Source organism: Desulfogranum mediterraneum DSM 13871, from assembly GCF_000429965.1.
Lineage (GTDB): Bacteria > Desulfobacterota > Desulfobulbia > Desulfobulbales > Desulfobulbaceae > Desulfogranum > Desulfogranum mediterraneum.
Window position 1 is genome coordinate 1 of record NZ_AUCW01000036.1, and the last position, 19,254, is coordinate 19,254.

Consider the following 19,254-nt stretch of genomic DNA (forward strand, 5'->3'; position numbering starts at 1 on the left):
TGGCATGACGATCCACTGTGAAACGATTAGCTTGTTTATGCCGATAGCCCCTTAGCCCTGTATTACGGAGTATTTCACGGGAAATCGTACTTTGAGAACGTCCGAGATCTTTTGCGATCTGGTTACGAGATACTCCCTTTTTTCGGCTCATTTCGATATAGTGCCTTTCTGCAAGGCTTAGGTGTTGGTAGCTCATTTGTACCCTCTGGAAATAGTTTGGTAGCTTTTTTCCAAAATACACCTAAGTCTTGCTTTTCTCAAAGATGCGTTTCTCTTCAGCTACCTACAGAGGTTATGCGCTTATTATACGAATTCAGGATTTATCAAGGTGCCCTGAAAAAGCATTATGAAAATCCAGCCAGGACATCAAGCAGGTAATCTATATCCTTCTCTGTATGGTGTGCAGAGACCTGGAGCCTGATCTCTTCTTCACCTTTTGGGACAACAGGGTAGTTGAGTCCCGTTGCAAGCACATTGTTTTCGAATAAATGGCGAACCAGTTCGGCTGTCTGTTGTGTATCGCGAATAAGCACAGGGACAATAGGGTGATCGCCTTGGATGGTCTCCATCCCCAGATTCTGCAAACCCTGTCTGAGTTGTGCCGAGCGGCCACGCATTGTAGCCAACAGCATTTTACCTGCAGAACTTTTAAGGATCTCCAGGGCCGTGATCGCTGCGGCCGCTTCAGCCGGGGTGACAGGGTTTGAGTAGATATAAAAAGGTGATGTTTCTCTTAGATAATCAATTACTTTTTTGCTCGACACCACATAGCCGCCATTGACCCCAAGTGCCTTGCCCAGGGTCGCGATGTAGATATCAGCTCGGGCCTGGGTATATTCTTCCGTGCCACCTCCTGTTTCCCCCAGTGTTCCGACACCATGCGAGTCGTCGACCATGGTAATGATGCCCTCCTCATAGCCATCCTCGTATCGGCTGCAGAGCGCACTGATTTGCTTTAGGGGCGCGTGATCACCACGCATGCTGAATACCCCATCTGTAACCACCACGACCCGTTTATAGTTCCCGCTGTTGCCTTTGAGCAGGTTTTTGAGCTCATCTGTGGAAAGATGGGCATAAACCGCTTTTTCAGCCGGTTGCGCCAGGAGAATAGCATTTATGATGCAGTTATGGTTCAGGGCGTCACTGATCACCAGGGTTTCCCGGCTGATAAACTGGGGTAGTACACCTGTGACGGTTGCATAGGCAGAGCTGAAAATCATCCCGGTTTCACGGCCATGAAATTTCGCTAATTTTTTTTCAAGCTCCACATGGGGTTGATAGGTACCACTGATAAAGCGCACTGCTCCGGGACCGCAGCCATATTGAGCCGCAGCCCGGGATTCGGCTTCGATTACCTGGCGATGAAATGCCATGCCAAGATAACCGTTGGAGTTCATCCTTAAAAAAAGACGGCTGCCCATACCTTCCAGACGATAGCGCGGGCCGTATCCTTCCCTGGCCGGCTCGATCCCGGTGACGATATGCTCAGCCCCTTTCAAGGTGCCATTGCTGTGCAACTCCAGAAGATGGTCTCTAAGACGGGATTCTATTTTATTCAGCGACATGAAGCGCACTCCTGGTTTGACTTGAGGCCACCTTGAAAAAAGCGTTTACTTCCAATCTCGGCGTTGCGCTTAAAATTTTATCCTCGGAATATCAAATATATGTCTACGGTAAAATTTATCGCGCGCCTTGACCTTGATCGAAAAAACTCATTTTTCAAGATGCCTTTATCCGGTGGGATAATTTGTCGAGCATATCTTCTACCATGGCGGCTAAGGTATACTGCGGTGCCCACTGCCATTCCTTACGAGCAGAACGGTCATCCATATGCCTTGGCCAGGAATCGGCAATTGCCTGGCGTACCGGGTCAACGGTGTAGCTGATGGTAAAATCAGGGATATGTTTCTTTATCTCCTCTGCAAGCTGTGCCGGTGCGAAGCTCATTGCTGTTATGTTGTAGCCGTTACGGTGGATCAATCCTTCCCTGTCACTTTCCATGAGTTGAATCGCTGCCTGAATGGCATCCGGCATATACATCATGTCGAGTTGGGTATCCGATCTGAGGAAACAGGTATAATGGTTATCCTTTAAGGCATGGTAAAAGATATGGACAGCGTAGTCAGTGGTTCCGCCACCAGGCAGCACCTTGTGTGAGATCAAGCCCGGAAAACGGACACTGCGGGTATCAACACCAAAGCGACGATGATAATAATCACACAGTAATTCTCCAGACACCTTGGTGATGCCATATATCGTATTGGGATGTTGAATCGTATCCTGCGGGGTGTTATCGGGAGGGGTTAAGGGGCCAAATGCGGCTATGGAACTTGGAAAGAAGAGTGCGCAGTGATACTCGCGTGAAATTTCAAGGATATTGCTCAGACCGTTCATGTTGATATCCCAGGCTCGTTGCGGCTGCTCTTCAGCGACTGCCGATAACAATGAGACCAGATGAAAGACGGTATCAACATCGTGATCTGTCACCAGTCTCTGCAAGGCCTGTTTATCTCTGATATCCACTGAAGAGTAAGGCCCTGTTTCCAGGATTTCCCTCCCAGGTTTGCGTTTATGGCCGACAGCAATAACGTTTTCGCTGCCAAATTTTTTCCGCAAGACCGGTGTCAGTTCTGATCCTATCTGCCCGGTTGCCCCTGTAATGAGAATTTTTTTCATCTGCACCTCCCTGGCAACGTACTCTTATCGAGTGTGGAACAATGCTTGTTATGCAGTCAACCGGTATCGACCCCAGGGGTATCTGGGTGGGTTCAACTTTGTGCTCCCCCTTTTCAACTCTACTGTCACATTATAGTGCATGGTTTGTGGCAATTCAAATTTCAGCCAATGGTTAGCGTCAAAATAGTGCTGACCTCAAGGTGGCCTCAAGATCGTTTTTTTTAGCTGGACTTTTGGTCGACCGTAATGCTGTCGAATCCAGAGTCTGTGCCGGTGACAGGCGGGTATGGCTTTTCGGGAATTGATTCGTAATGTGAGTAGATTGTCCCGTTGTCCCGGGTTGGAAGTCTTTTTTCTTGGACAAAGAGCAAACCTGTAACCGGCAGAGGGAGCTTGCCCTCCTCCTGCGTACATCTCCGTCTGCCCCCTCTTCTCAGCAGGTTGTCGTCTACCTGCTGAGAAGAGGGGGGCTAGGACCTTGGAACCAAGGCCTGGAAGGCTTGACCGGCCTTACCTGGCTCCTCTATGGCTGCAGCCAGGAGGTCAGCAAGGGCTTGGGGCTTGGAGTAGTAGAAACCCTGCAGGTAGTCGCAGCCCGCCTCTTTCAAGATCTGCGCATCGTTGCTGCTCTCCACGCCTTCGGCGCTGACCAGCAGGTCCTGGGCATGGCAAAAATCGATCAAGGCCCTGAGGCCCTTGAGATTTCCGCTGTTCAGGGTCTTGTTGATGAAGAGCTGGTCGATCTTTACCATGTTGACGGGAAATTCGACCAGCTGGAGCAGGGAGGTGTGACCGGAGCCCAGGTCGTCTATGGCCAGTTGGAGCCCCAGTTGTCTGAGGGCGTGGAGGCCCTGTTGGTCAGAATGTACCGGATTCTGGTAAAAGGTCTCGGTGATTTCCAGGATGACCGTCTCGGCCCTCAGCCGGTACTGCTCCAGGAGCGAATTGAGGTGCAGCTCAAAGCCCTGCTGGCCAAGCTCGGTTGCAGAGATGTTGATCGCCACCTTGACCTGCTCGCCGAAGCGTTCCTGGAGCAGGGTAAGGTCGGCAAAGGCCTGCTCTATGGCCCAGAGATCGATTTTGGTGCACAACCCCAGGCTCTCGGCAAGGGGAATGAACTCCGCGGGGGACACCTGGCCCAGTCCTGGCGGTGACCAGCGCAGCAGGGCCTCAAAGGCGTAGACCTGACCAATGCTGCTCTCTATGATCGGCATATAGCAGAGTTCAAGTTCGCCAGGGTCCATCTGCTTGAGAGCGATTTCCAGGCCCTGTTGCCGCCTGGCATAGGTAGCCAGCTCCTGGGAATAGAACGAGATCGTATTCTTGCCGCTCTTTTTAGAGAGGTACATGGCCGCGTCGGCATTGGTGGTGAGTTCATCCGGGGTGCGACCGTCCTGGGGGTAGGTGGCGACCCCGACACTGAGGGTCACGGGAAAGATGGTGTCGTCGCACTGGAAGCCGTTTTCGCAGATTTCGACGATCCTTCGTGCCACCTTTCCCGGGGTGCCCTCATCGTTGTAGCCGTGAACAATCACCGCAAACTCATCCCCTGCAAGGCGTGCGGTTACCGCGTTGTCCTGGGCTGTGGTGCCGGCGTTGAGGATCAGGTCGCTGCCCCGTACCGAGGCATGCAGCCGAAGGGCAAAGTTCTTGAGCAGGGCGTCGCCGGCGGAGTGGCCGAACTGGTCGTTGACGTACTTGAAGTTGTCGATGTCGATATAAAACAGGGCTACCTGTTCACCGGACTGTTCGGCCCTGGTTAAAAGCTTTTGAAAGAGCAGCTGGAATATCCGTCGGTTATAGAGGGCGGTCAGGGTGTCCCGTTCGGCAAGCTTCTTGGTTCCCTCGTAGGTCTCCTGGAGTTTTTGATAGAGGGCGGCAAAGGCCCGGCCCAGGCTGCCGATCTCGTCGTCTGAGTCAAGGGGCACTATCTTTTGGGGGGTGTTGAGGTCCAGGCCGGCGAGTTGTCCCTCCAGGTTATTGATGGGGCGGATCACGTAGCGGCGGAGGAGATACTGAAGGCTGAGCTGGCTCAGGATCAGCATCAAGAGAAAGCCAAGGCAGAGGCGCAGGGAGACTTTTCTCAGGCTTGACTCTACCTCCTTTTTGTCCAGGCTGAGGGCCAGGGTGCCGAAACCGGTAAGGGATCTTCGTGCCTCGAGTGTACCCTGTGCAGGGAGTAAAGCACTTTCAGGCCAGAATGTCAGGGTCCGGTTTTGAGCGTTGAGTGCATCGCTGCGTGACTTGAACTGTGACGGGCTCGTCTCGACGATGATGGCCATGGTGTCCGGCGAATCGTAACTCAGTGGCGGCTTGAGGGTAAAGCGATCCCGGATCAGGCAAAAGGCGAGCCGTGTTCGTGTTGGGTAGTATCTGGAGGCGGAGCTGCGCCGCTCGGAGAGGAGTTGTCTGGCCCAGTCCTGGATCTGGGGTGCAGGGGTGCTGAAGGGATCCAGGCTGTTTTCGTAGTAGTACTCCAGTTTACCGTCACCGCGGACAAAGGTGATGGAGAGGTGGTCGGAGGAGAACCCGGAGACCGTATTCAGGATGCCGTTGAGGCCGCTGCTGATGGCCAGGGACTTGAGGTGGTCATCATCGGTATCCAGAAAGTGGTGAAGGGCGTCACTCTGCAGGATTGAGCCGAGAAGACCCTTGGTAACCAGGCTGTACTGGGTAAAGTAACCTGCCAGTTCCGTGGCCTCCAGGTCTATGGAACTCTGGGCCAGGGAGTAGATCGAGGAGCGCTCGACCAGGTAGAGGCCCAGGGCGATCACCAGGTAGCTGGTGAACAGAACCGGGAGGATGAGGAGCGGGAGCCTTTTATTGAGCTTCATGCCGTTTGATCAGGGTGTCCAGGATTCGTCTGCGCAACCGCAGGTTACTGTCTGAGAGGATCCGATACATCTGGACATTGTTCAGCGTGTCCAGGTTAGGGAACAGTGCCGGATCAGCAGCCGCCTCTGGAGACATATGTTGCCGGGCCTTGGTTACGGTCGGGATAGAGTGGATCTCTTCGGCATTCTTGGCGGCTACCTCGGGGTCACTGAGGTAGTCCAGAAAGGCCAATGCTGACTCTTTTCGGCTTGACCAGGCGGTGACGGCAAGGCAGTCTACCCAGACGGCAGTGCCTTCCCGGGGGATGACGTATGCCCAATTTCCTCCAGGGCTGGTCTCGTTCATGGCATGCTGATCCCCGCTGTAGCCCAGGGCCAGGTGAAGTTCGGATTGTCGGTCGTCGGCCTTGAGATTGGTCAATCCATATTTGTAATTTAAGACTGCAGGGACCTGCTGCTGTAACAGGCTGTAGGCGGCCTTGAGTTGATCTTCTTTTTCAGAGTTGATATTGTAGCCGAGGTAGAGCAGGGCAGGGGTCAGGATGTCGGTCATGTCCTCGATCATGGCAAGGTGACCATGGTGCGCCGGCGCAGGTTGGAGCAGGTCTTGCCAGGAATCCGGCGGGGCCGCGAACTTGTTCTGATCGTAGAGTATCCCAACTGTGCCGTAAGAGTAGGGCACCCCGAAGTTGCCGCAACTCTCCTGCCAGCGTTGGTCGATGTTGGCGAAGTTGGGAACCTGGGAGCTGTTGATGGCCAGGAGACGGTCGTTCTTGCCAAAGATCTGGACCGCAACCCCATCAAAGACCACCAGATCGAACTCTTTTCCCCTGGCCGAGGCCACGATCTCGTCCCTGGTCTGGTCACTGTCAAAGTAGACCTGTCTGACCTGGATCCCGGTCTTGGCCTGGAAATTCTTAATGACCTGGGTGGAGATATAATCTTCCCAGGTGAAGATGATCAGTTCGGTGGCCCCTGCCGCAGGGGAGAGGGCTGTCACGATAGAGGCCAGGGCGAGGCCCAGGGCCAGGGAGAAGGGCAAGAGTCCCTGGTACAGGGGGATCTTCATGGCGTCACTGTAGGTCGATGTTTAAGTTGGGTTGTGAGGGGCACAACCTGGATCATTATCGTGGTGTCCAGGCTCAGGCTTTGCTTCGAACCTGGGGCCGGGATGTCTGTTCCGAACGATGGGACTGGCTTACTTCCGATAACTATAGAATAAATGAATTAATTTGGGAAATGTTTCATGATGCCAAGGTCTGAAAAAGAGGAGAGGCTCATGTTTCGGCTCACGAGCTGTCCGCGCAGATGCCACCAGCGGCGGCGGGGATGGGGCACCCCGTGAGGCCTTGGCTCTGCCCCTCTCTCTGCCAAGGGAGGGAAAAAGTGGTGAGCAGGGAGGAAAATGCTTGACCTCTGCTCCAGAGTTTTGTATATAGCCATTCCTGCAGGGCGACGCATGATCTTCTCTCTCCCTGACCGGCTCGTCCGGTCCCGTGCGTACAGCAGCTCTGCACGAATAAATCATGATCTTAGGTGTGATAGCCGGGTCCTGTGCAACAAAGAATCACGAACCCCGTCAGGTCCGGGAGGAAGCAGCGGCAGTGAATCTCTTTGTGTGTTACAGGGGTGCCCGGCTATCTTTTTTTGTGAGCGCCAAACGTTGATCATCTAGCCCCCAGGATACCGTTTTGTCCTATCTTGTTCTTGCCCGAAAGTCTCGTCCCCAGCTCTTCAGCGAAGTCGTCGGTCAGGCGCCCATTGTCCGTACCCTCCAGAATGCCCTTCGTCAGGATCGGGTCGCCCATGCCCTGATCTTCAGCGGTGTCCGGGGTACCGGTAAAACCACCCTGGCCAGGATCATGGCCAAGGCGCTCAACTGTGAACACCCCAACGGCGCTGAACCCTGTAATCAGTGTACCTCCTGCAGCCAGATCGCCGCTGGAGGCAGTGTCGATCTCCAGGAGGTGGATGGTGCCTCCAATCGCGGCATTCAGGAGATTCGCGAGCTTAAAGAAAAAATCCGTTTCATGCCCACCTCCAGTCGGTATAAGATCATCATCATTGATGAGGTCCACATGCTGACCACCGAGGCTTTCAACGCCCTCCTCAAGACCCTGGAAGAGCCACCGGAACATGTCTATTTCATGTTTGCCACCACCGAGCTCCATAAGGTGCCTATCACCATCCTCTCCCGCTGCCAACGTTTTGAACTCAAACGGATAGAGCGCGGCGAACTGAAGGCTCATTTTGCAAGGCTGGCTCAGGATGAAGGATTTCAGGTCGCCCCCAGGGCTCTGGAGATGATCGTCCGCGAAGCCGGAGGTAGTGTCCGTGATGGCCTGAGCCTGCTGGATCAGGTTTTTTCCTACTGTGGGCAGGAGGTCAGTGCCGAAGACCTGGTTGAGGTTCTGGGTCTGGTGAATGCCGGGACCGTGGCCGATCTGGTTCAGGCCCTGCTGGCAAGAGATCTTGCCCGGGTCTACACCCTGCTCGAGGGTATTTATAGCCAGGGGATCGATCTCCGCCGCCTGGGCGATGATCTTTTGAGCTGGCTCCGAAATCTGATCGTGGTCAAGATCAGCGGCCAGGCAGCCGGCCTGGATCTGTCCGATGAGGAGCGGCTCGCTCTGGAACAGACCGCTGCCGAATACAGCCTGGAAAGCCTGACCGCTATGCTTGACCTGTTGCTGAACGGTTTGGAAAAGATGCATTATTCCAGCTACTCCAGGCTGGCCCTGGAGCTTGTCTTTATTAAGATCGTTCAATTGGGGCAGGTGGTTCCGGTGGGAGAGATTATCTCCCGTTTTGATCGGCTCCTGGCAGGCCTGCCTGCTCCTGGAACAGGGCTGGAACTCTCCTCGCCTGGATCGTCGTCTGCTCCGGGGCAGCCTTCTGGGGCTCCATCCTCTTCGTGCCCGGTTGCCTCCCCCCTGACCCCTGGGGATCGGTCTGCAGCTTTGCCGCCGGCAGAACCGGCAAGGCCGGCGCCGATGGCCCGGCAGCCGGCACCGCCCCAAAACCATCCTGCCTCGGCCCCTGCGGCAGACATTGCCCACCCGATGAGCCAGGCGGCAGGGGCCGGCCCTGCCAGCAAACGGACCCAGGGTGGAGGTCAGGCGGCAGCGGGCAGGGCTTCGGCTCGGCAAACCGGTGGAGGTGACCAGGCTCTGCCTGCCGGTAAAGGCGCTGCTCAACCTCCAGGTCGGGAGAAGAGCCAGCTCCGGCAGGACCAGCCGACGCTGTCTCCGGATTCCGGCAAAAAAGATATCCGCAGGGACTGGGACGCCTTTCTGGCCTATGTGCGGGAACGGCAGCCATGGATCTCTGCAGCACTACAGCGTGCCGCCTCGGTGAAACAGGTCGAGGGTGAGCTGGTGATTCAGTATGAGGATAGTTATGACTGTACGCTGCTCAGGAAGAGGGAGTATATTCAGCCTCTCACCGAATATTTTCTCGATTTTTTCCAGGAGAACCTCCAGATTCGGTTTAGTGTTCCAGAAGGGCAGGATTGCGATATCCAGGACAGCAACGGCCAGCGACCGCACCAGGAGCGGAAGGCCCTGGCCCAGGATCCTTTGGTGGTGACTGCCCTGGAGATCTTCAACGGCCAGCTCGGAGATATCCGAACCGGGCAGCGGTTCAGGCAGGCAACATCCCCGACAGAAGCCGAGACTGAGGCCCAGGGCAGTGAAGAGCAATCATAAGGCAGCTGGAATAACTGGTATCGCGCCCAATCCCTGCGTTCTGCTCAAAAAAATATCCCCGTAATATCACCTATTGATCATGAACAAAACACCTCGGTAATCAGGACACGTAATCAGGACCTGTAATCAGGATAACCATAAGGAAGGACTCTTGTTATGAATATGAACGACTTGATGAAACAGGCTCAGCAGTTCCAGGAAAAGTTGAGCACGGTTCAGCAGCAGCTGGCTCAACAGACCGTGACCGGTGCTGCCGGTGCCGGCATGGTTACCGCGACCCTTAACGGTAACGGCGAGTTGCTCAGCCTCAAGATAGAACCGGAAATCGTCAATCCCGACGATGTCCAGATGCTTCAGGACCTGGTTACTGCTGCGGTGAACGACGGCCTTCGCAAGGCCAAGGATGCCGGTAAGGCGGAGATGGGCAAGCTGACCGGTGGGCTGAACATCCCGGGCCTGTTCTGATCTCGTTATGGTGCACGCGGTCCCGGCGGCGCTGGAGCGCCTGATTAAGGAGTTGAGCAAATTTCCAGGAATAGGGGAGAAGACCGCCACTCGCCTGGCCCTCTATATCCTGCGCAAACCAGCGGCCCAGGCCCTTCAGCTTTCAGAGGTCCTGGCAGAGTTGCATAAGGCCATCCAGCTCTGCGAGGTCTGTTTTACCTTTTCAGAAGAGAGCCCCTGCGTCATCTGCAGCGATCCCAAGCGAAACGCCCGTCTGGTCTGTGTGGTGGAAGAGCCCGGTGACCTGCTGGCCATCGAAAAGACCGCCTCCTATAAGGGGGTCTATCATATCCTCCACGGTTCCCTCTCACCCATGGACGGGATCGGTCCGGATGAGTTAAAGGTTAAGGAGCTGCGCCAACGGGTGCTGAGCGGTGAGGTGGATGAGGTCTTGATCGCCACCAGTTCCACGGTTCCCGGAGAGGCCACCGCCTCCTACCTTGCCGATATGCTCGGCAGGCTCTCGGTCAGGACCAGCAGGCTGGCCTGCGGCATCCCCATGGGCATGGATATAAAGTATGCCGACATGCATACCCTGGGCAGGGCCGTGGAGACCCGTCGCACCCTGGGGTGATTTTCCGTCAAGAAGGGCATTTTTTTCTTGACCTTAGCCGACTAAACTGGTTGTATAGCGCGCGGTTGCGGATCCCCAAGTCGTGACCAGCTGTTCCGGGTTGAGAGTATTTTTGTTTCTGTGTCATCCTAGAATTTTTATCTTGACACAATGTGTCATTGCAAGTATTTATAACAGATTTGTCGAACATGGCAAATCAAACATATCCATGCATATGAAAATATGTAGGCGCGTAGCTCAGTGGGAGAGCGCTACCTTGACGTGGTAGAAGTCGGCGGTTCAATCCCGCCCGCGCCTACCAGAATAATAAAGGCTAGGATGCGAGGGGCGAGTCTGTCCCTCGCTCATTAGCCTTTCCTTTTTACGGGCAAGAATGACACAGATAGCAATTTCCGTTCAGGACGGTGAAGAGAAGCATTTTGACCGGGGGACAACAGTTGCTGAAGCCCTCAAAGAGCTGGTATCCAATAAGCAGCGTAAGCAGATTATAGCAGTCGGCTGTAACGGACTTGCCTCCGATCTCGGCGTACCCCTTGAGGAAGACACTGTTCTTGCTCCCATCCTGGCCTCCTCGGAAGAGGGGCTGGAAATTCTTCGCCATTCCACTGCCCACATCATGGCCCTGGCCGTGAAAAAACTCTACGGTCCTGAGGTGAAGGTTGCCATCGGGCCGGCCATCGATGACGGTTTCTATTACGACTTTGATCGAGAGAAGGCCTTTTCCCCCGAGGAATTTGAGGCCATAGAGCAGCAGATGGCGGAAATCGTAGCTGCCCGCCTTCCTTTCCAGAGAAAGTCCCTGAAACGTGAGGATGCCATCACCCTGTTCAGGGATCTTGGCGAAGAGTACAAGGTCGAGCTGCTGGAAGAGATGGAGGATGACACCGTCTCTATCTACGAACAGGACTCCTTCACCGACCTCTGCCGAGGCCCCCACATTCCAGACTCCTCCTGGCTCAAGGTCTTCAAGCTGCTCAGGGTCGCCGGATCCTACTGGCGTGGTGATGAAAAACGCCCCATGCTGACCAGGATCTACGGCACGGCCTTTAGCGACAAGAAAGAACTCAAGCGCTACCTGACCCAGCTGGAAGAGGCCAGAAAGCGTGATCACCGTAAGCTGGGCAAAGAACTCGGCCTGTTTACCATTCAGGATCAGATCGGCCCGGGATTGATCCTCTGGCAGCCCCAGGGCGCCCTTCTGCGCAAGCTGATCGAAGATTATTGGAAGGAAGAGCACTATAAGAATGGCTATGAGCTGCTCTATACCCCCCATATCGCCCGTCAGGACCTCTGGAAGACCTCCGGTCATCTGGATTTTTATGGCGAGAATATGTACTCGGCCATGGAGATCGACGAGGTCAAGTACCAGCTGAAACCCATGAACTGCCCGTTTCATATCGGGGTGTTCAATGCCACCAAGCACAGCTATCGTGAATTTCCCATCCGCTGGTGTGAGCTGGGTACGGTCTATCGCTATGAACGCACCGGAGCCCTCCACGGTCTGATGCGGGTCCGCGGCTTTACCCAGGATGATGCCCATATTTTCTGTCGACCCGACCAGTTGGAAGACGAGATCTTCAACATCATCGATCTGAACCTGCATATTCTCAAGACCTTCGGTTTTGCAGAGTATGATGTCTACCTCTCGACCAGGCCTGAGAAGTATGTCGGCTCCGACGAGCATTGGGAGCTATCCACCGACGCCTTGAAGCAGGCCCTGGAGAAGAAGGGGCTCAACTACAGTATCGACCCGGGCGAAGGGGTCTTTTACGGACCCAAGATCGATATCAAGATTAAGGATCAGCTGGGCCGTTCCTGGCAGTGTTCCACCATCCAGGTGGACTTTAACCTGCCTGAGCGTTTCAAGATGTCCTACACCGGCGTCGATGGAGGGGAACATCAGCCCATCATGATCCACCGCGCCCTGATGGGCTCGCTGGAACGGTTCATCGGCATCCTGATCGAACACTATGCCGGAGGCTTTCCCCTCTGGATGGCCCCTGAGCAGGCCAGGATCATGAATATCACCGATGATCAATCCGAGTACTGTGAACGGGTGTTTGCTCAACTCAGACATGCCGGCATTCGTATTGCCAAGGACCTGCGCAATGAAAAGCTCAACTACAAGATCCGAGAGGCTCAGCTGAAGAAGGTCGCCTATATGCTCATCGTCGGCGAGCGTGAGAAGGAAGAGGGGACGGTTACCGTTCGTCTGCGCGACGGCAAGAACCTCCCTCCCATGCGGCCCGAGGAGTTCATTGACTTTATCCAAAAAGAATGCGAAGAAGGTAAGGGATAAGGCTTTCTCAAGCCTGTCAGAAGAATTTAACTGGAGGAACGGACATTAAAAAACGAGGTAAAAGACTTCCACAACAGCAGGAAATAAGGGTAAAAATTAACGAAGATATCACCTATCCCAATGTTCGCCTTATTGATGCTGATGGTACCCAGCGTGGCATAGTGAGTGTAAAAGAGGCAATGGATATTGCCTATGATCAGGGTCTTGACCTGGTCGAGGTTTCCGACAAGGCCGATCCCCCGGTCTGCCGGGTTATGAACTATGACAAGTACCGCTATGAACTGAAGAAGAAGCAGCAAGAAGCGAAAAAGAAGCAGACGGTTATCGAAACCAAGGAGATGAAGTTCAGGCCTAAGACGGAAGAACATGACCTGAATTTCAAGATTAAGAAGATCAAGCAGTTCCTTGCTCAGAAGAATAAGGTCAAGGTGACCATGCGCTTCCGAGGCCGAGAAATTGTCTACGCCCAATCCATTGGTCTGGCTGCGCTTACCAAGATCGCTGATACCTTGCGTGAAGACTGTGTTATTCTTCAGGAACCAAAGATGGAAGGACGACAGCTCGTTATGTTTGTCGGTCCCAAACCCTGATTTTTTGGAAAGAACTTATCACCAAATTTCCTGACCGGGTCTCGAGATGCAGTGCAGGGAAGAGTATACTAAGGAGAACGAACAATGCCTAAAATGAAGACAAAAAGAGGAGCGGCCAAGCGGTTTAAAGCCACTGGTTCAGGAAAAATCCGTCGTGCCAAAGCCTTTACCTCACACATCCTGACCAAGAAGTCCACCAAACAGAAGCGAAATCTGCGTAAGGCAGGCCTGATCGCAGACGTGGATGTCAAGGCTGTTAAGCGGATGCTGCCCTACCTGTAAAACCAGGAGGCCGGAAGGGAACAGAACTTGAGGTACTGCCTGGCGAGAGCCGATCAGCTGTGCCCGGAACGGTTCGATTGCACAGAGCGATGAAGAAACAGCGCTCTGTGGTAGTTTACTAGTAATTTTTGAGAATTTATCGGAGTAGAATATGCCTCGCGTAACTCGTGGTTTTAAAGCCCGCCGTCGCAGAAATAAAGTGTTGAATTTGGCCAAAGGCTACCGTGGAGGACGCCATCGTCTTTTCCGCACCGCCACCGAAGCCGTTGATCGCGCCCTCTGTTACGCCTATCGTGACCGTCGCACCAAGAAGAGAGAATATCGTCGTCTCTGGATCAGCCGCATCAGCGCCGCTGCCAAGACCCAGGGGACCAACTACTCCAAGCTGATCGGTGGACTCCATAAGAACAATGTTGAACTGGATCGAAAGGTGCTCTCCAACCTGGCCATCGTTGATCCCCATGCATTTTCCGTGGTCGTAAAAACCTCAGGGCAGAGCGCAGCGTAAGAAGTCTTATGGAAAAAGAGCTGCAACGGCTGAAAGAGGAAGCCGAAAAAGAACTGGAACAGATCTGCGAAGCACAGCATCTTGAACCCTTTCGAGTCAAGTATCTTGGGCGAAAAGGCGGACTCCTCAGTGGTGCCATGAAACAGCTGCGGACGGTCAGTAAGGAGGATCGACCGCGACTCGGTGCCCTTGCCAACAGCATCAAGCAAGAGATCGAGTCCCTTTTTGAAGCCAAAAAAGAGACTCTTTCCCTGCCTGTTGCCTCGGCCCGGTCGTTGGATACCAGCTTGCCCGGGCGCACCCTGCCCGAGGGCAAACTCCATCCGGTCACCCAGGTGATGGAGGAAATCTGTTCTATCTTTGAAGGATTGGGCTTCGCCGTTGCAGAGGGGCCGGATGTTGAGACCGACTACTACAACTTTGAAGCGCTGAACATCCCGCCACACCATCCTGCCCGTGACATGCATGATACCTTCTATGTCACCGACTCCATCCTGCTTCGGACCCATACCTCACCGATGCAGGCTAGGATCATGGAAAACCAGGACCCGCCCTTGCGTTATATTGCTCCTGGCAAGGTCTATCGGTGTGACTCCGACATCACCCACACACCCATGTTCCACCAGGTGGAAGGCTTTTTGGTTGATCGCGATGTCTCCTTTGCCGATCTTAAAGGGGTGCTGACCAGCTTTACCCACAATATGTTCGGCAAGGAGTTGGACCTGCGTTTCCGACCCAGCTTCTTTCCCTTTACCGAGCCCAGCGCCGAGGTGGATATCGCCTGCGTGATCTGTGAGGGCAAAGGCTGTCGGGTCTGTAAAAGAACCGGTTGGCTGGAAATCCTTGGCTCCGGTCTGATTGATCCCGAGGTGATGAAGATGGTGGGTTATGATCCGGATGTCTACTCCGGTTTTGCCTTTGGTCTTGGAGTAGAACGTATCGCCATGCTGAAGTACGGCATCGATGATATCAGAATGTACTATGAGAATGATCTCCGATTTCTCTCCCAATTTTAAGACCATTCTCCTCTGACGCACCCTTTTCCCTAGAGAAAACCGATTTTTTCAGAAGGAAGTGGTTGTTGGCTCTGCCAGACCTGCACCAAAATATCATCCCCTCCAGGCGATGATATTTTGGTTTGTAGAGCTGTGCCTTACTCCTTGAACCCACGTTGCTTTTAACAGGACCGATCCCATGAAATTCACCCTCAGCTGGCTCCGTAATTTTGTTTCATTGGAAGGGATTACCCCCACCCAATTAGCCGATAAATTAACCATGCTCGGGCTGGAAGTTGATGCCGTTGAGGAGTTGTACACCGAGTTAGACGCCTTTATTACCTGTCGGGTCCAGTCGGTGAGCAAGCATCCCAATGCCGATAAGCTGACGGTCTGTCTGGTTGAAACCGGTGAAGGCGAGCCCCTGGAAGTTGTCTGTGGGGCTCCCAACGTTCGTGCCGGGCTGATTACGGCCCTGGCTCGTCCTGGAGTGAAGTTACCCGATGGTACCAAGATCAAAAAATCCAAGGTCCGAGGTCTACTCTCCCAGGGCATGCTCTGCTCTGCCAGTGAGCTGGGTCTGAGCAGCGACCACTCCGGGATCATGGAGCTGGATCCGGCCATGGAGATCGGCCTGCCCCTGGCCACTGCTCTGGGCCTGAGGGACACGATGATCGAAGTCGACCTGACTCCCAACCGTCCCGATTGTGCCAGCGTGCTCGGTATAGCCAGGGAGGTTGCAGGATTCAGCAAGCAGCAGCTCAGTTCGCCGGTCTCCCGGCTGACTCCCTTGAACGGATCTGAGGTAGACTTTAAGGTTGTTGTTGAAGATGAGGGTCTATGTCCCCGTTATATCGCCCGTAAGGTCAGCGGCGTTACCGTCGGCCCCTCCCCTGACTGGATGCAGCGCCAACTTCTGGCCGTGGGCATGCGCCCCATCAATAATATCGTCGATGTCACCAACTATGTCATGTTGGAGATGGGCCAGCCCCTTCATGCCTTTGACTTTGCCACCATTCGGGGCAAGGAGATTGTCGTCCGTTCACCCAGGGCAGGGGAGAAGGAGTTCGTCACCCTGGATGGGAACAGTCGGCAGCTCAGTGAAGAGATGCTGATGATCTGTGATCAGGAGGGACCGATTGCCGTAGCCGGGGTCATGGGCGGCCTGGATTCCGAGGTGAGCGACCAGACAACCGAGGTCCTGCTGGAGGCGGCCTGCTTTGACGCGGTTTCCATCCGGCGCACCGCCAGAAATCTGAATATCCCTTCCGAGGCCTCGTACCGTTTCGAACGTGGAGTGGACCCGGATCTGGCCCATCGTGCCATTGAGCGTGCTGCTGAGCTCATCGCCAAGTATGGTCAGGGCACTGCTGAAGCCGATGGTATCGATGTCTACCCCGGTAAGAAGGAGTTGCTTAACCTCCAGCTTCGCGCCGACAAGGTACGTACCCTCTTAGGGATCGAGATCAGTAAGCTGGAGATGGCCGACTACCTGCGGGGTATTGACTTTGAGGTCAGCCCCGATCTGGGTGAGACCATGCAGGTCACGGTCCCCTCATTCAGGATCGACATCGAGCGAGAGGTGGATCTGGTGGAAGAGATCGCCCGGCTGGTGGGGTACAACGAGATCCCCACCACCCAACCCAAGATCACCATGCACTACCCTAAGCGTGATTCCTTACGGAGTATGCGCCAGACCCTGTCCCAGATCCTCACAAGCCAGGGCTTTTACGAGGCCATCAACTATAGCTTTGTCACTGAAAAACATTTTGATGCCCTTGGCCTGGCTGAGGACGATCAGCGGCGCAGTGTCACTCGGCTGCTTAACCCGCTTTCCGAAGAGCAGGCAGTGATGCGCTCCATGCTCCTGCCCGGATTGCTTGAGAATATCAAGCGTAACATCAACTTTCAACAGAGCGACATCAGACTGTTTGAAATCGGCAAGACCTTCTTCTACAGAGAGGAAGGACAGTTGCCGTTGGAAAAGCAACAGCTCTGTGGGGTCATCTGTGGAAATCGCTATCCCAATGCAGAGTCTCTTTATTTTTCAGATGACCGAGCAGACTTTTTCGATATCAAGGGAGTCTGCCAGCACCTGATCACGACCCTTCGACTCAGCGGCGATCAGGGGGAACTGACCCTGGTTCCCTGTGACCAGGATTCCTGTCAGAGCTACTGCGATCCCTCTGCCAGCGAAGAGATCAGAAACGGTGACGAGGTTATCGGTATCTTTGGGATGTTGGACCGGCGGGTTCTGGAGGCCTTTGGCATCAAAGTCGATGTCTTTTTGCTGGAAATAGACCTGGACTCCCTCAGCCGTCTTCCAGTTATCGCCAAACAATTTCAATCGTTGCCGAAATTTCCGTCGGTGAAACGAGATATCGCCCTGCTGGTACCCGACCATGTACCGTCCGGAGAAATACTGCAGGCCATCCATCAACAAAAACAAAAGCTTGTGGAGTCAACCCAACTGTTTGATGTTTATCGCGGCAAACCCATTGAAGAGGGGCTGAAGAGTGTGGCGCTCTCCGTTACCTATCGGTCAGCCACCAAGACCCTCAATGATAAGTCCGTGGATAAGGTGCATCAGAAGATCGTTGATTCCCTAATGACCCAATTTAAAGCGCGTTATCGAGAAGGATCAGAACTATGAAGAAGAAAAATGTTACCCGTAAAGAACTCGCTATCTCGGTAAATGAGAAGCTTGGTGTTTCCCAGCGCAACGCAGCTGAGATCGTGGACACGGTTTTCTCCACTATGAAAGACACCATGGTAGCCGGAGAGTCCATCAAACTGGTCCAGTTCGGTACCCTCTCGGTGCGTGACAAGGCACCCCGTCGCGGCCGTAACCCACGGACCGGCGAATCCATGATCATCACCAAACGGCAGATGGTTTCCTTCCGTCCCAGTAAACGGCTCAGGGAACGGTTGAATAAATAGGTATTTCTGGTAAAGTTACCCTGAATAGCGCTTCAGCAGGAGGAGATTTTTTACGTACTCTGCAGGATCTTGAAACCCGCTCAATGACCGTTTTATAAAGGCGGGCGGATTGCAAATGACCTGGATAAGGAGAACCGGCTTCAGACCACGTGAATACCCCACTCATCGACTCCACAGGAATACCGGATAAAAAATACTTCCGCATCGGTGAGGTAAGTACCATGGTGGGGGTAGACAGCCATGTGCTGCGCTACTGGGAAACTGAATTTAAGGGCATTAAGCCCAGGCGCGGGAAATCAAAACAACGACTGTATCGTCAACAGGACGTGCGGTTGCTGCTCATGATCAGGCAACTCCTCCATGGGCAGGGTTATACGATTGCCGGGGCCAAGAAGGTACTGACTCGGAACAAAACTGCCGCTCCCGGTAGTCAGAGCAGGGCAGGTGGGTACCCAGCCATTAGTGGTGAGCAACTCAGCCTGATCAAGCAGGAACTGGAAAAGATCCAGGACCTGCTCAGGGCGAGGAAAAAAACGGTTAAGACGTAAAAAAAAACTTGACGGCAAGATGGTAAAGGTGGTATAAATCGCCAGCAAAAAAATCGGAACGTAGCGCAGCCTGGTAGCGCACCTGAATGGGGTTCAGGGGGCCGGAGGTTCAAATCCTCTCGTTCCGACCAGTTAAAACAGCCACTTAACTAACATTAGTTAAGTGGCTGTTTTTTTTTGTGCGTAAATCGCGTTATTCCGTGGTTTTTAGCATGTGGGTGTTGTAAGTGTTTGTTTTTACGTCAGCTTGTGTTGGGCAACAGCTTGCACCAGCGGCAATAATTTATTACTGAGGATTTAGATTTACGCCAAAAATTACGCCAAAAAATATGGGGGTTGCCATGGGAACCGTCAGGACACGAAAGGGTAGGTTTGGGGTTACGTACAGGGCAGAGGTTTGTGTAATAGGGCACCGGGAGTCAGCTACGTTTGACAAAGTATCTGAAGCTCATGCCTGGATCGAAGAGACGTAAGCGCCTGCAGAACCGCACCTCGTCACCTAGATTGAAGTATTGCTGATTGCTGCCTTGGCATTCCAGGGGAGCAAGGCTTCATAATCTTCCAGGGATTCAGCCAGCGGTAGGCCCTCGAAAATATGACGAAGATAACTGTAGGGCTCAAGTCCATTTGCTTTGGCTGTTTCAATCAGGCTATACAACGCTGCACTGGCTTCCGCTCCTTCAGGAGTTCCTGAAAAGAGCCAGTTTTTCCTGTTATGCTGAGCTCAGCATAACAGGAATTATGCACAGTTGGCGATTATGCGGAGTTAATCACTGCCGCATGGTACCATACCAGTA

The 19,254-nt window shown here is 53.8% G+C and carries 16 protein-coding genes, 2 tRNA genes, 1 other RNA gene and 1 pseudogene; 14 read left to right on the forward strand and 6 right to left on the reverse strand.

Going from position 1 to position 19,254, the window contains the following annotated elements; all coding sequences use genetic code 11:
• The 5 genes from G494_RS27690 to G494_RS0113670 form a co-directional block, all read right to left on the reverse strand.
• A partial coding sequence (locus G494_RS27690; RefSeq protein ID WP_153305878.1) for a helix-turn-helix domain-containing protein occupies positions 1-196 on the reverse strand: 196 nt, incomplete at its 3' end.
• Between the two features lie 148 nt (positions 197-344).
• Positions 345-1,565 (reverse strand): aminotransferase class I/II-fold pyridoxal phosphate-dependent enzyme, encoded by a 1,221-nt coding sequence (locus tag G494_RS0113655; protein WP_028584995.1) that lies wholly within the window; start codon positions 1,563-1,565, stop codon positions 345-347.
• A 154-nt stretch (positions 1,566-1,719) separates the two neighbouring features.
• The gene (locus tag G494_RS0113660) at positions 1,720-2,676 is read right to left on the reverse strand and encodes an NAD-dependent epimerase/dehydratase family protein (RefSeq protein ID WP_028584996.1); all 957 of its coding nucleotides are present in this window, start codon (positions 2,674-2,676) and stop codon (positions 1,720-1,722) included.
• A gap of 470 nt (positions 2,677-3,146) precedes the next feature.
• Positions 3,147-5,510 carry a putative bifunctional diguanylate cyclase/phosphodiesterase gene (locus tag G494_RS0113665; RefSeq protein ID WP_028584997.1) on the reverse strand — a complete coding sequence of 788 codons (2,364 nt, stop codon included), beginning with the start codon at positions 5,508-5,510 and terminating at the stop codon, positions 3,147-3,149.
• A complete protein-coding gene (locus G494_RS0113670) occupies positions 5,497-6,579 on the reverse strand; it encodes an ABC transporter substrate-binding protein (protein ID WP_051305700.1) in 1,083 nt (360 codons plus the stop codon). The genes G494_RS0113665 and G494_RS0113670 overlap by 14 nt, the downstream gene beginning before the upstream one ends.
• A 474-nt stretch (positions 6,580-7,053) precedes the next feature.
• Between G494_RS0113670 and ffs the strand changes: the two genes are divergently transcribed.
• From ffs to G494_RS0113735, 14 genes are all read left to right on the forward strand, one after another.
• Positions 7,054-7,152: signal recognition particle sRNA small type (ffs, locus tag G494_RS26235), an RNA gene on the forward strand.
• Positions 7,153-7,201: 49 nt separating this feature from the next.
• Positions 7,202-9,217: a DNA polymerase III subunit gamma/tau gene (dnaX, locus tag G494_RS23525; protein ID WP_051305701.1), complete on the forward strand. Its 2,016-nt coding sequence runs from the start codon at positions 7,202-7,204 to the stop codon at positions 9,215-9,217.
• A gap of 156 nt (positions 9,218-9,373) precedes the next feature.
• Complete coding sequence (locus G494_RS0113680; protein ID WP_028584999.1) at positions 9,374-9,682, forward strand: YbaB/EbfC family nucleoid-associated protein; 309 nt, start codon at positions 9,374-9,376, stop codon at positions 9,680-9,682.
• A 7-nt stretch (positions 9,683-9,689) separates the two neighbouring features.
• A complete protein-coding gene (gene recR / locus G494_RS0113685; RefSeq protein WP_035246586.1) occupies positions 9,690-10,295 on the forward strand; it encodes a recombination mediator RecR in 606 nt (201 codons plus the stop codon).
• A gap of 226 nt (positions 10,296-10,521) precedes the next feature.
• Positions 10,522-10,596, forward strand: a tRNA-Val gene (locus tag G494_RS0113690).
• Positions 10,597-10,668: 72 nt separating this feature from the next.
• Positions 10,669-12,594 carry a threonine--tRNA ligase gene (gene thrS / locus G494_RS0113695; protein ID WP_035246587.1) on the forward strand — a complete coding sequence of 642 codons (1,926 nt, stop codon included), beginning with the start codon at positions 10,669-10,671 and terminating at the stop codon, positions 12,592-12,594.
• A 95-nt stretch (positions 12,595-12,689) separates the two neighbouring features.
• Positions 12,690-13,184 (forward strand): translation initiation factor IF-3, encoded by a 495-nt coding sequence (gene infC, locus G494_RS23530; RefSeq protein WP_269746592.1) that lies wholly within the window; start codon positions 12,690-12,692, stop codon positions 13,182-13,184.
• 84 nt (positions 13,185-13,268) lie between these two features.
• Complete coding sequence (gene rpmI, locus G494_RS0113705) at positions 13,269-13,466, forward strand: 50S ribosomal protein L35 (RefSeq protein ID WP_028585003.1); 198 nt, start codon at positions 13,269-13,271, stop codon at positions 13,464-13,466.
• Positions 13,467-13,617: 151 nt separating this feature from the next.
• A complete protein-coding gene (gene rplT / locus G494_RS0113710; RefSeq protein ID WP_028585004.1) occupies positions 13,618-13,974 on the forward strand; it encodes a 50S ribosomal protein L20 in 357 nt (118 codons plus the stop codon).
• A gap of 8 nt (positions 13,975-13,982) precedes the next feature.
• Positions 13,983-14,990 (forward strand): phenylalanine--tRNA ligase subunit alpha, encoded by a 1,008-nt coding sequence (gene pheS / locus G494_RS0113715; protein ID WP_028585005.1) that lies wholly within the window; start codon positions 13,983-13,985, stop codon positions 14,988-14,990.
• A 178-nt stretch (positions 14,991-15,168) separates the two neighbouring features.
• A complete protein-coding gene (gene pheT, locus G494_RS0113720; RefSeq protein ID WP_028585006.1) occupies positions 15,169-17,622 on the forward strand; it encodes a phenylalanine--tRNA ligase subunit beta in 2,454 nt (817 codons plus the stop codon).
• Positions 17,619-17,909, forward strand: a complete 291-nt coding sequence (locus tag G494_RS0113725) for an integration host factor subunit alpha (RefSeq protein ID WP_028585007.1) — start codon at positions 17,619-17,621, stop codon at positions 17,907-17,909. The genes pheT and G494_RS0113725 overlap by 4 nt, the downstream gene beginning before the upstream one ends.
• 149 nt (positions 17,910-18,058) lie before the next feature.
• Entirely contained in the window at positions 18,059-18,457 is a 399-nt protein-coding gene (locus G494_RS23535; protein WP_051305702.1) for a MerR family transcriptional regulator, read from the forward strand.
• Positions 18,458-18,511: 54 nt separating this feature from the next.
• A tRNA-Pro gene (locus G494_RS0113735) sits at positions 18,512-18,588 on the forward strand.
• Between the two features lie 368 nt (positions 18,589-18,956).
• Here the strand turns inward: G494_RS0113735 and G494_RS26240 are convergent.
• Positions 18,957-19,169, reverse strand: a pseudogene (locus G494_RS26240) (transposase domain-containing protein); the annotation flags it as partial.
• Positions 19,170-19,254: the final 85 nt, after the last annotated feature.

Bases quoted from the DNA above. Each gene is read 5' to 3' on its own strand.
- G494_RS0113655 (WP_028584995.1), bottom strand. From the start codon at position 1,565: ATGTCGCTGAATAAAATAGAATCCCGTCTTAGAGACCATCTTCTGGAG.
- G494_RS0113660 (WP_028584996.1), bottom strand. From the start codon at position 2,676: ATGAAAAAAATTCTCATTACAGGGGCAACCGGGCAGATAGGATCAGAA.
- G494_RS0113665 (WP_028584997.1), bottom strand. From the start codon at position 5,510: ATGAAGCTCAATAAAAGGCTCCCGCTCCTCATCCTCCCGGTTCTGTTC.
- G494_RS0113670 (WP_051305700.1), bottom strand. From the start codon at position 6,579: ATGAAGATCCCCCTGTACCAGGGACTCTTGCCCTTCTCCCTGGCCCTG.
- G494_RS0113680 (WP_028584999.1), top strand. From the start codon at position 9,374: ATGAATATGAACGACTTGATGAAACAGGCTCAGCAGTTCCAGGAAAAG.
- recR (WP_035246586.1), top strand. From the start codon at position 9,690: ATGGTGCACGCGGTCCCGGCGGCGCTGGAGCGCCTGATTAAGGAGTTG.
- thrS (WP_035246587.1), top strand. From the start codon at position 10,669: ATGACACAGATAGCAATTTCCGTTCAGGACGGTGAAGAGAAGCATTTT.
- rpmI (WP_028585003.1), top strand. From the start codon at position 13,269: ATGCCTAAAATGAAGACAAAAAGAGGAGCGGCCAAGCGGTTTAAAGCC.
- rplT (WP_028585004.1), top strand. From the start codon at position 13,618: ATGCCTCGCGTAACTCGTGGTTTTAAAGCCCGCCGTCGCAGAAATAAA.
- pheS (WP_028585005.1), top strand. From the start codon at position 13,983: ATGGAAAAAGAGCTGCAACGGCTGAAAGAGGAAGCCGAAAAAGAACTG.
- pheT (WP_028585006.1), top strand. From the start codon at position 15,169: ATGAAATTCACCCTCAGCTGGCTCCGTAATTTTGTTTCATTGGAAGGG.
- G494_RS0113725 (WP_028585007.1), top strand. From the start codon at position 17,619: ATGAAGAAGAAAAATGTTACCCGTAAAGAACTCGCTATCTCGGTAAAT.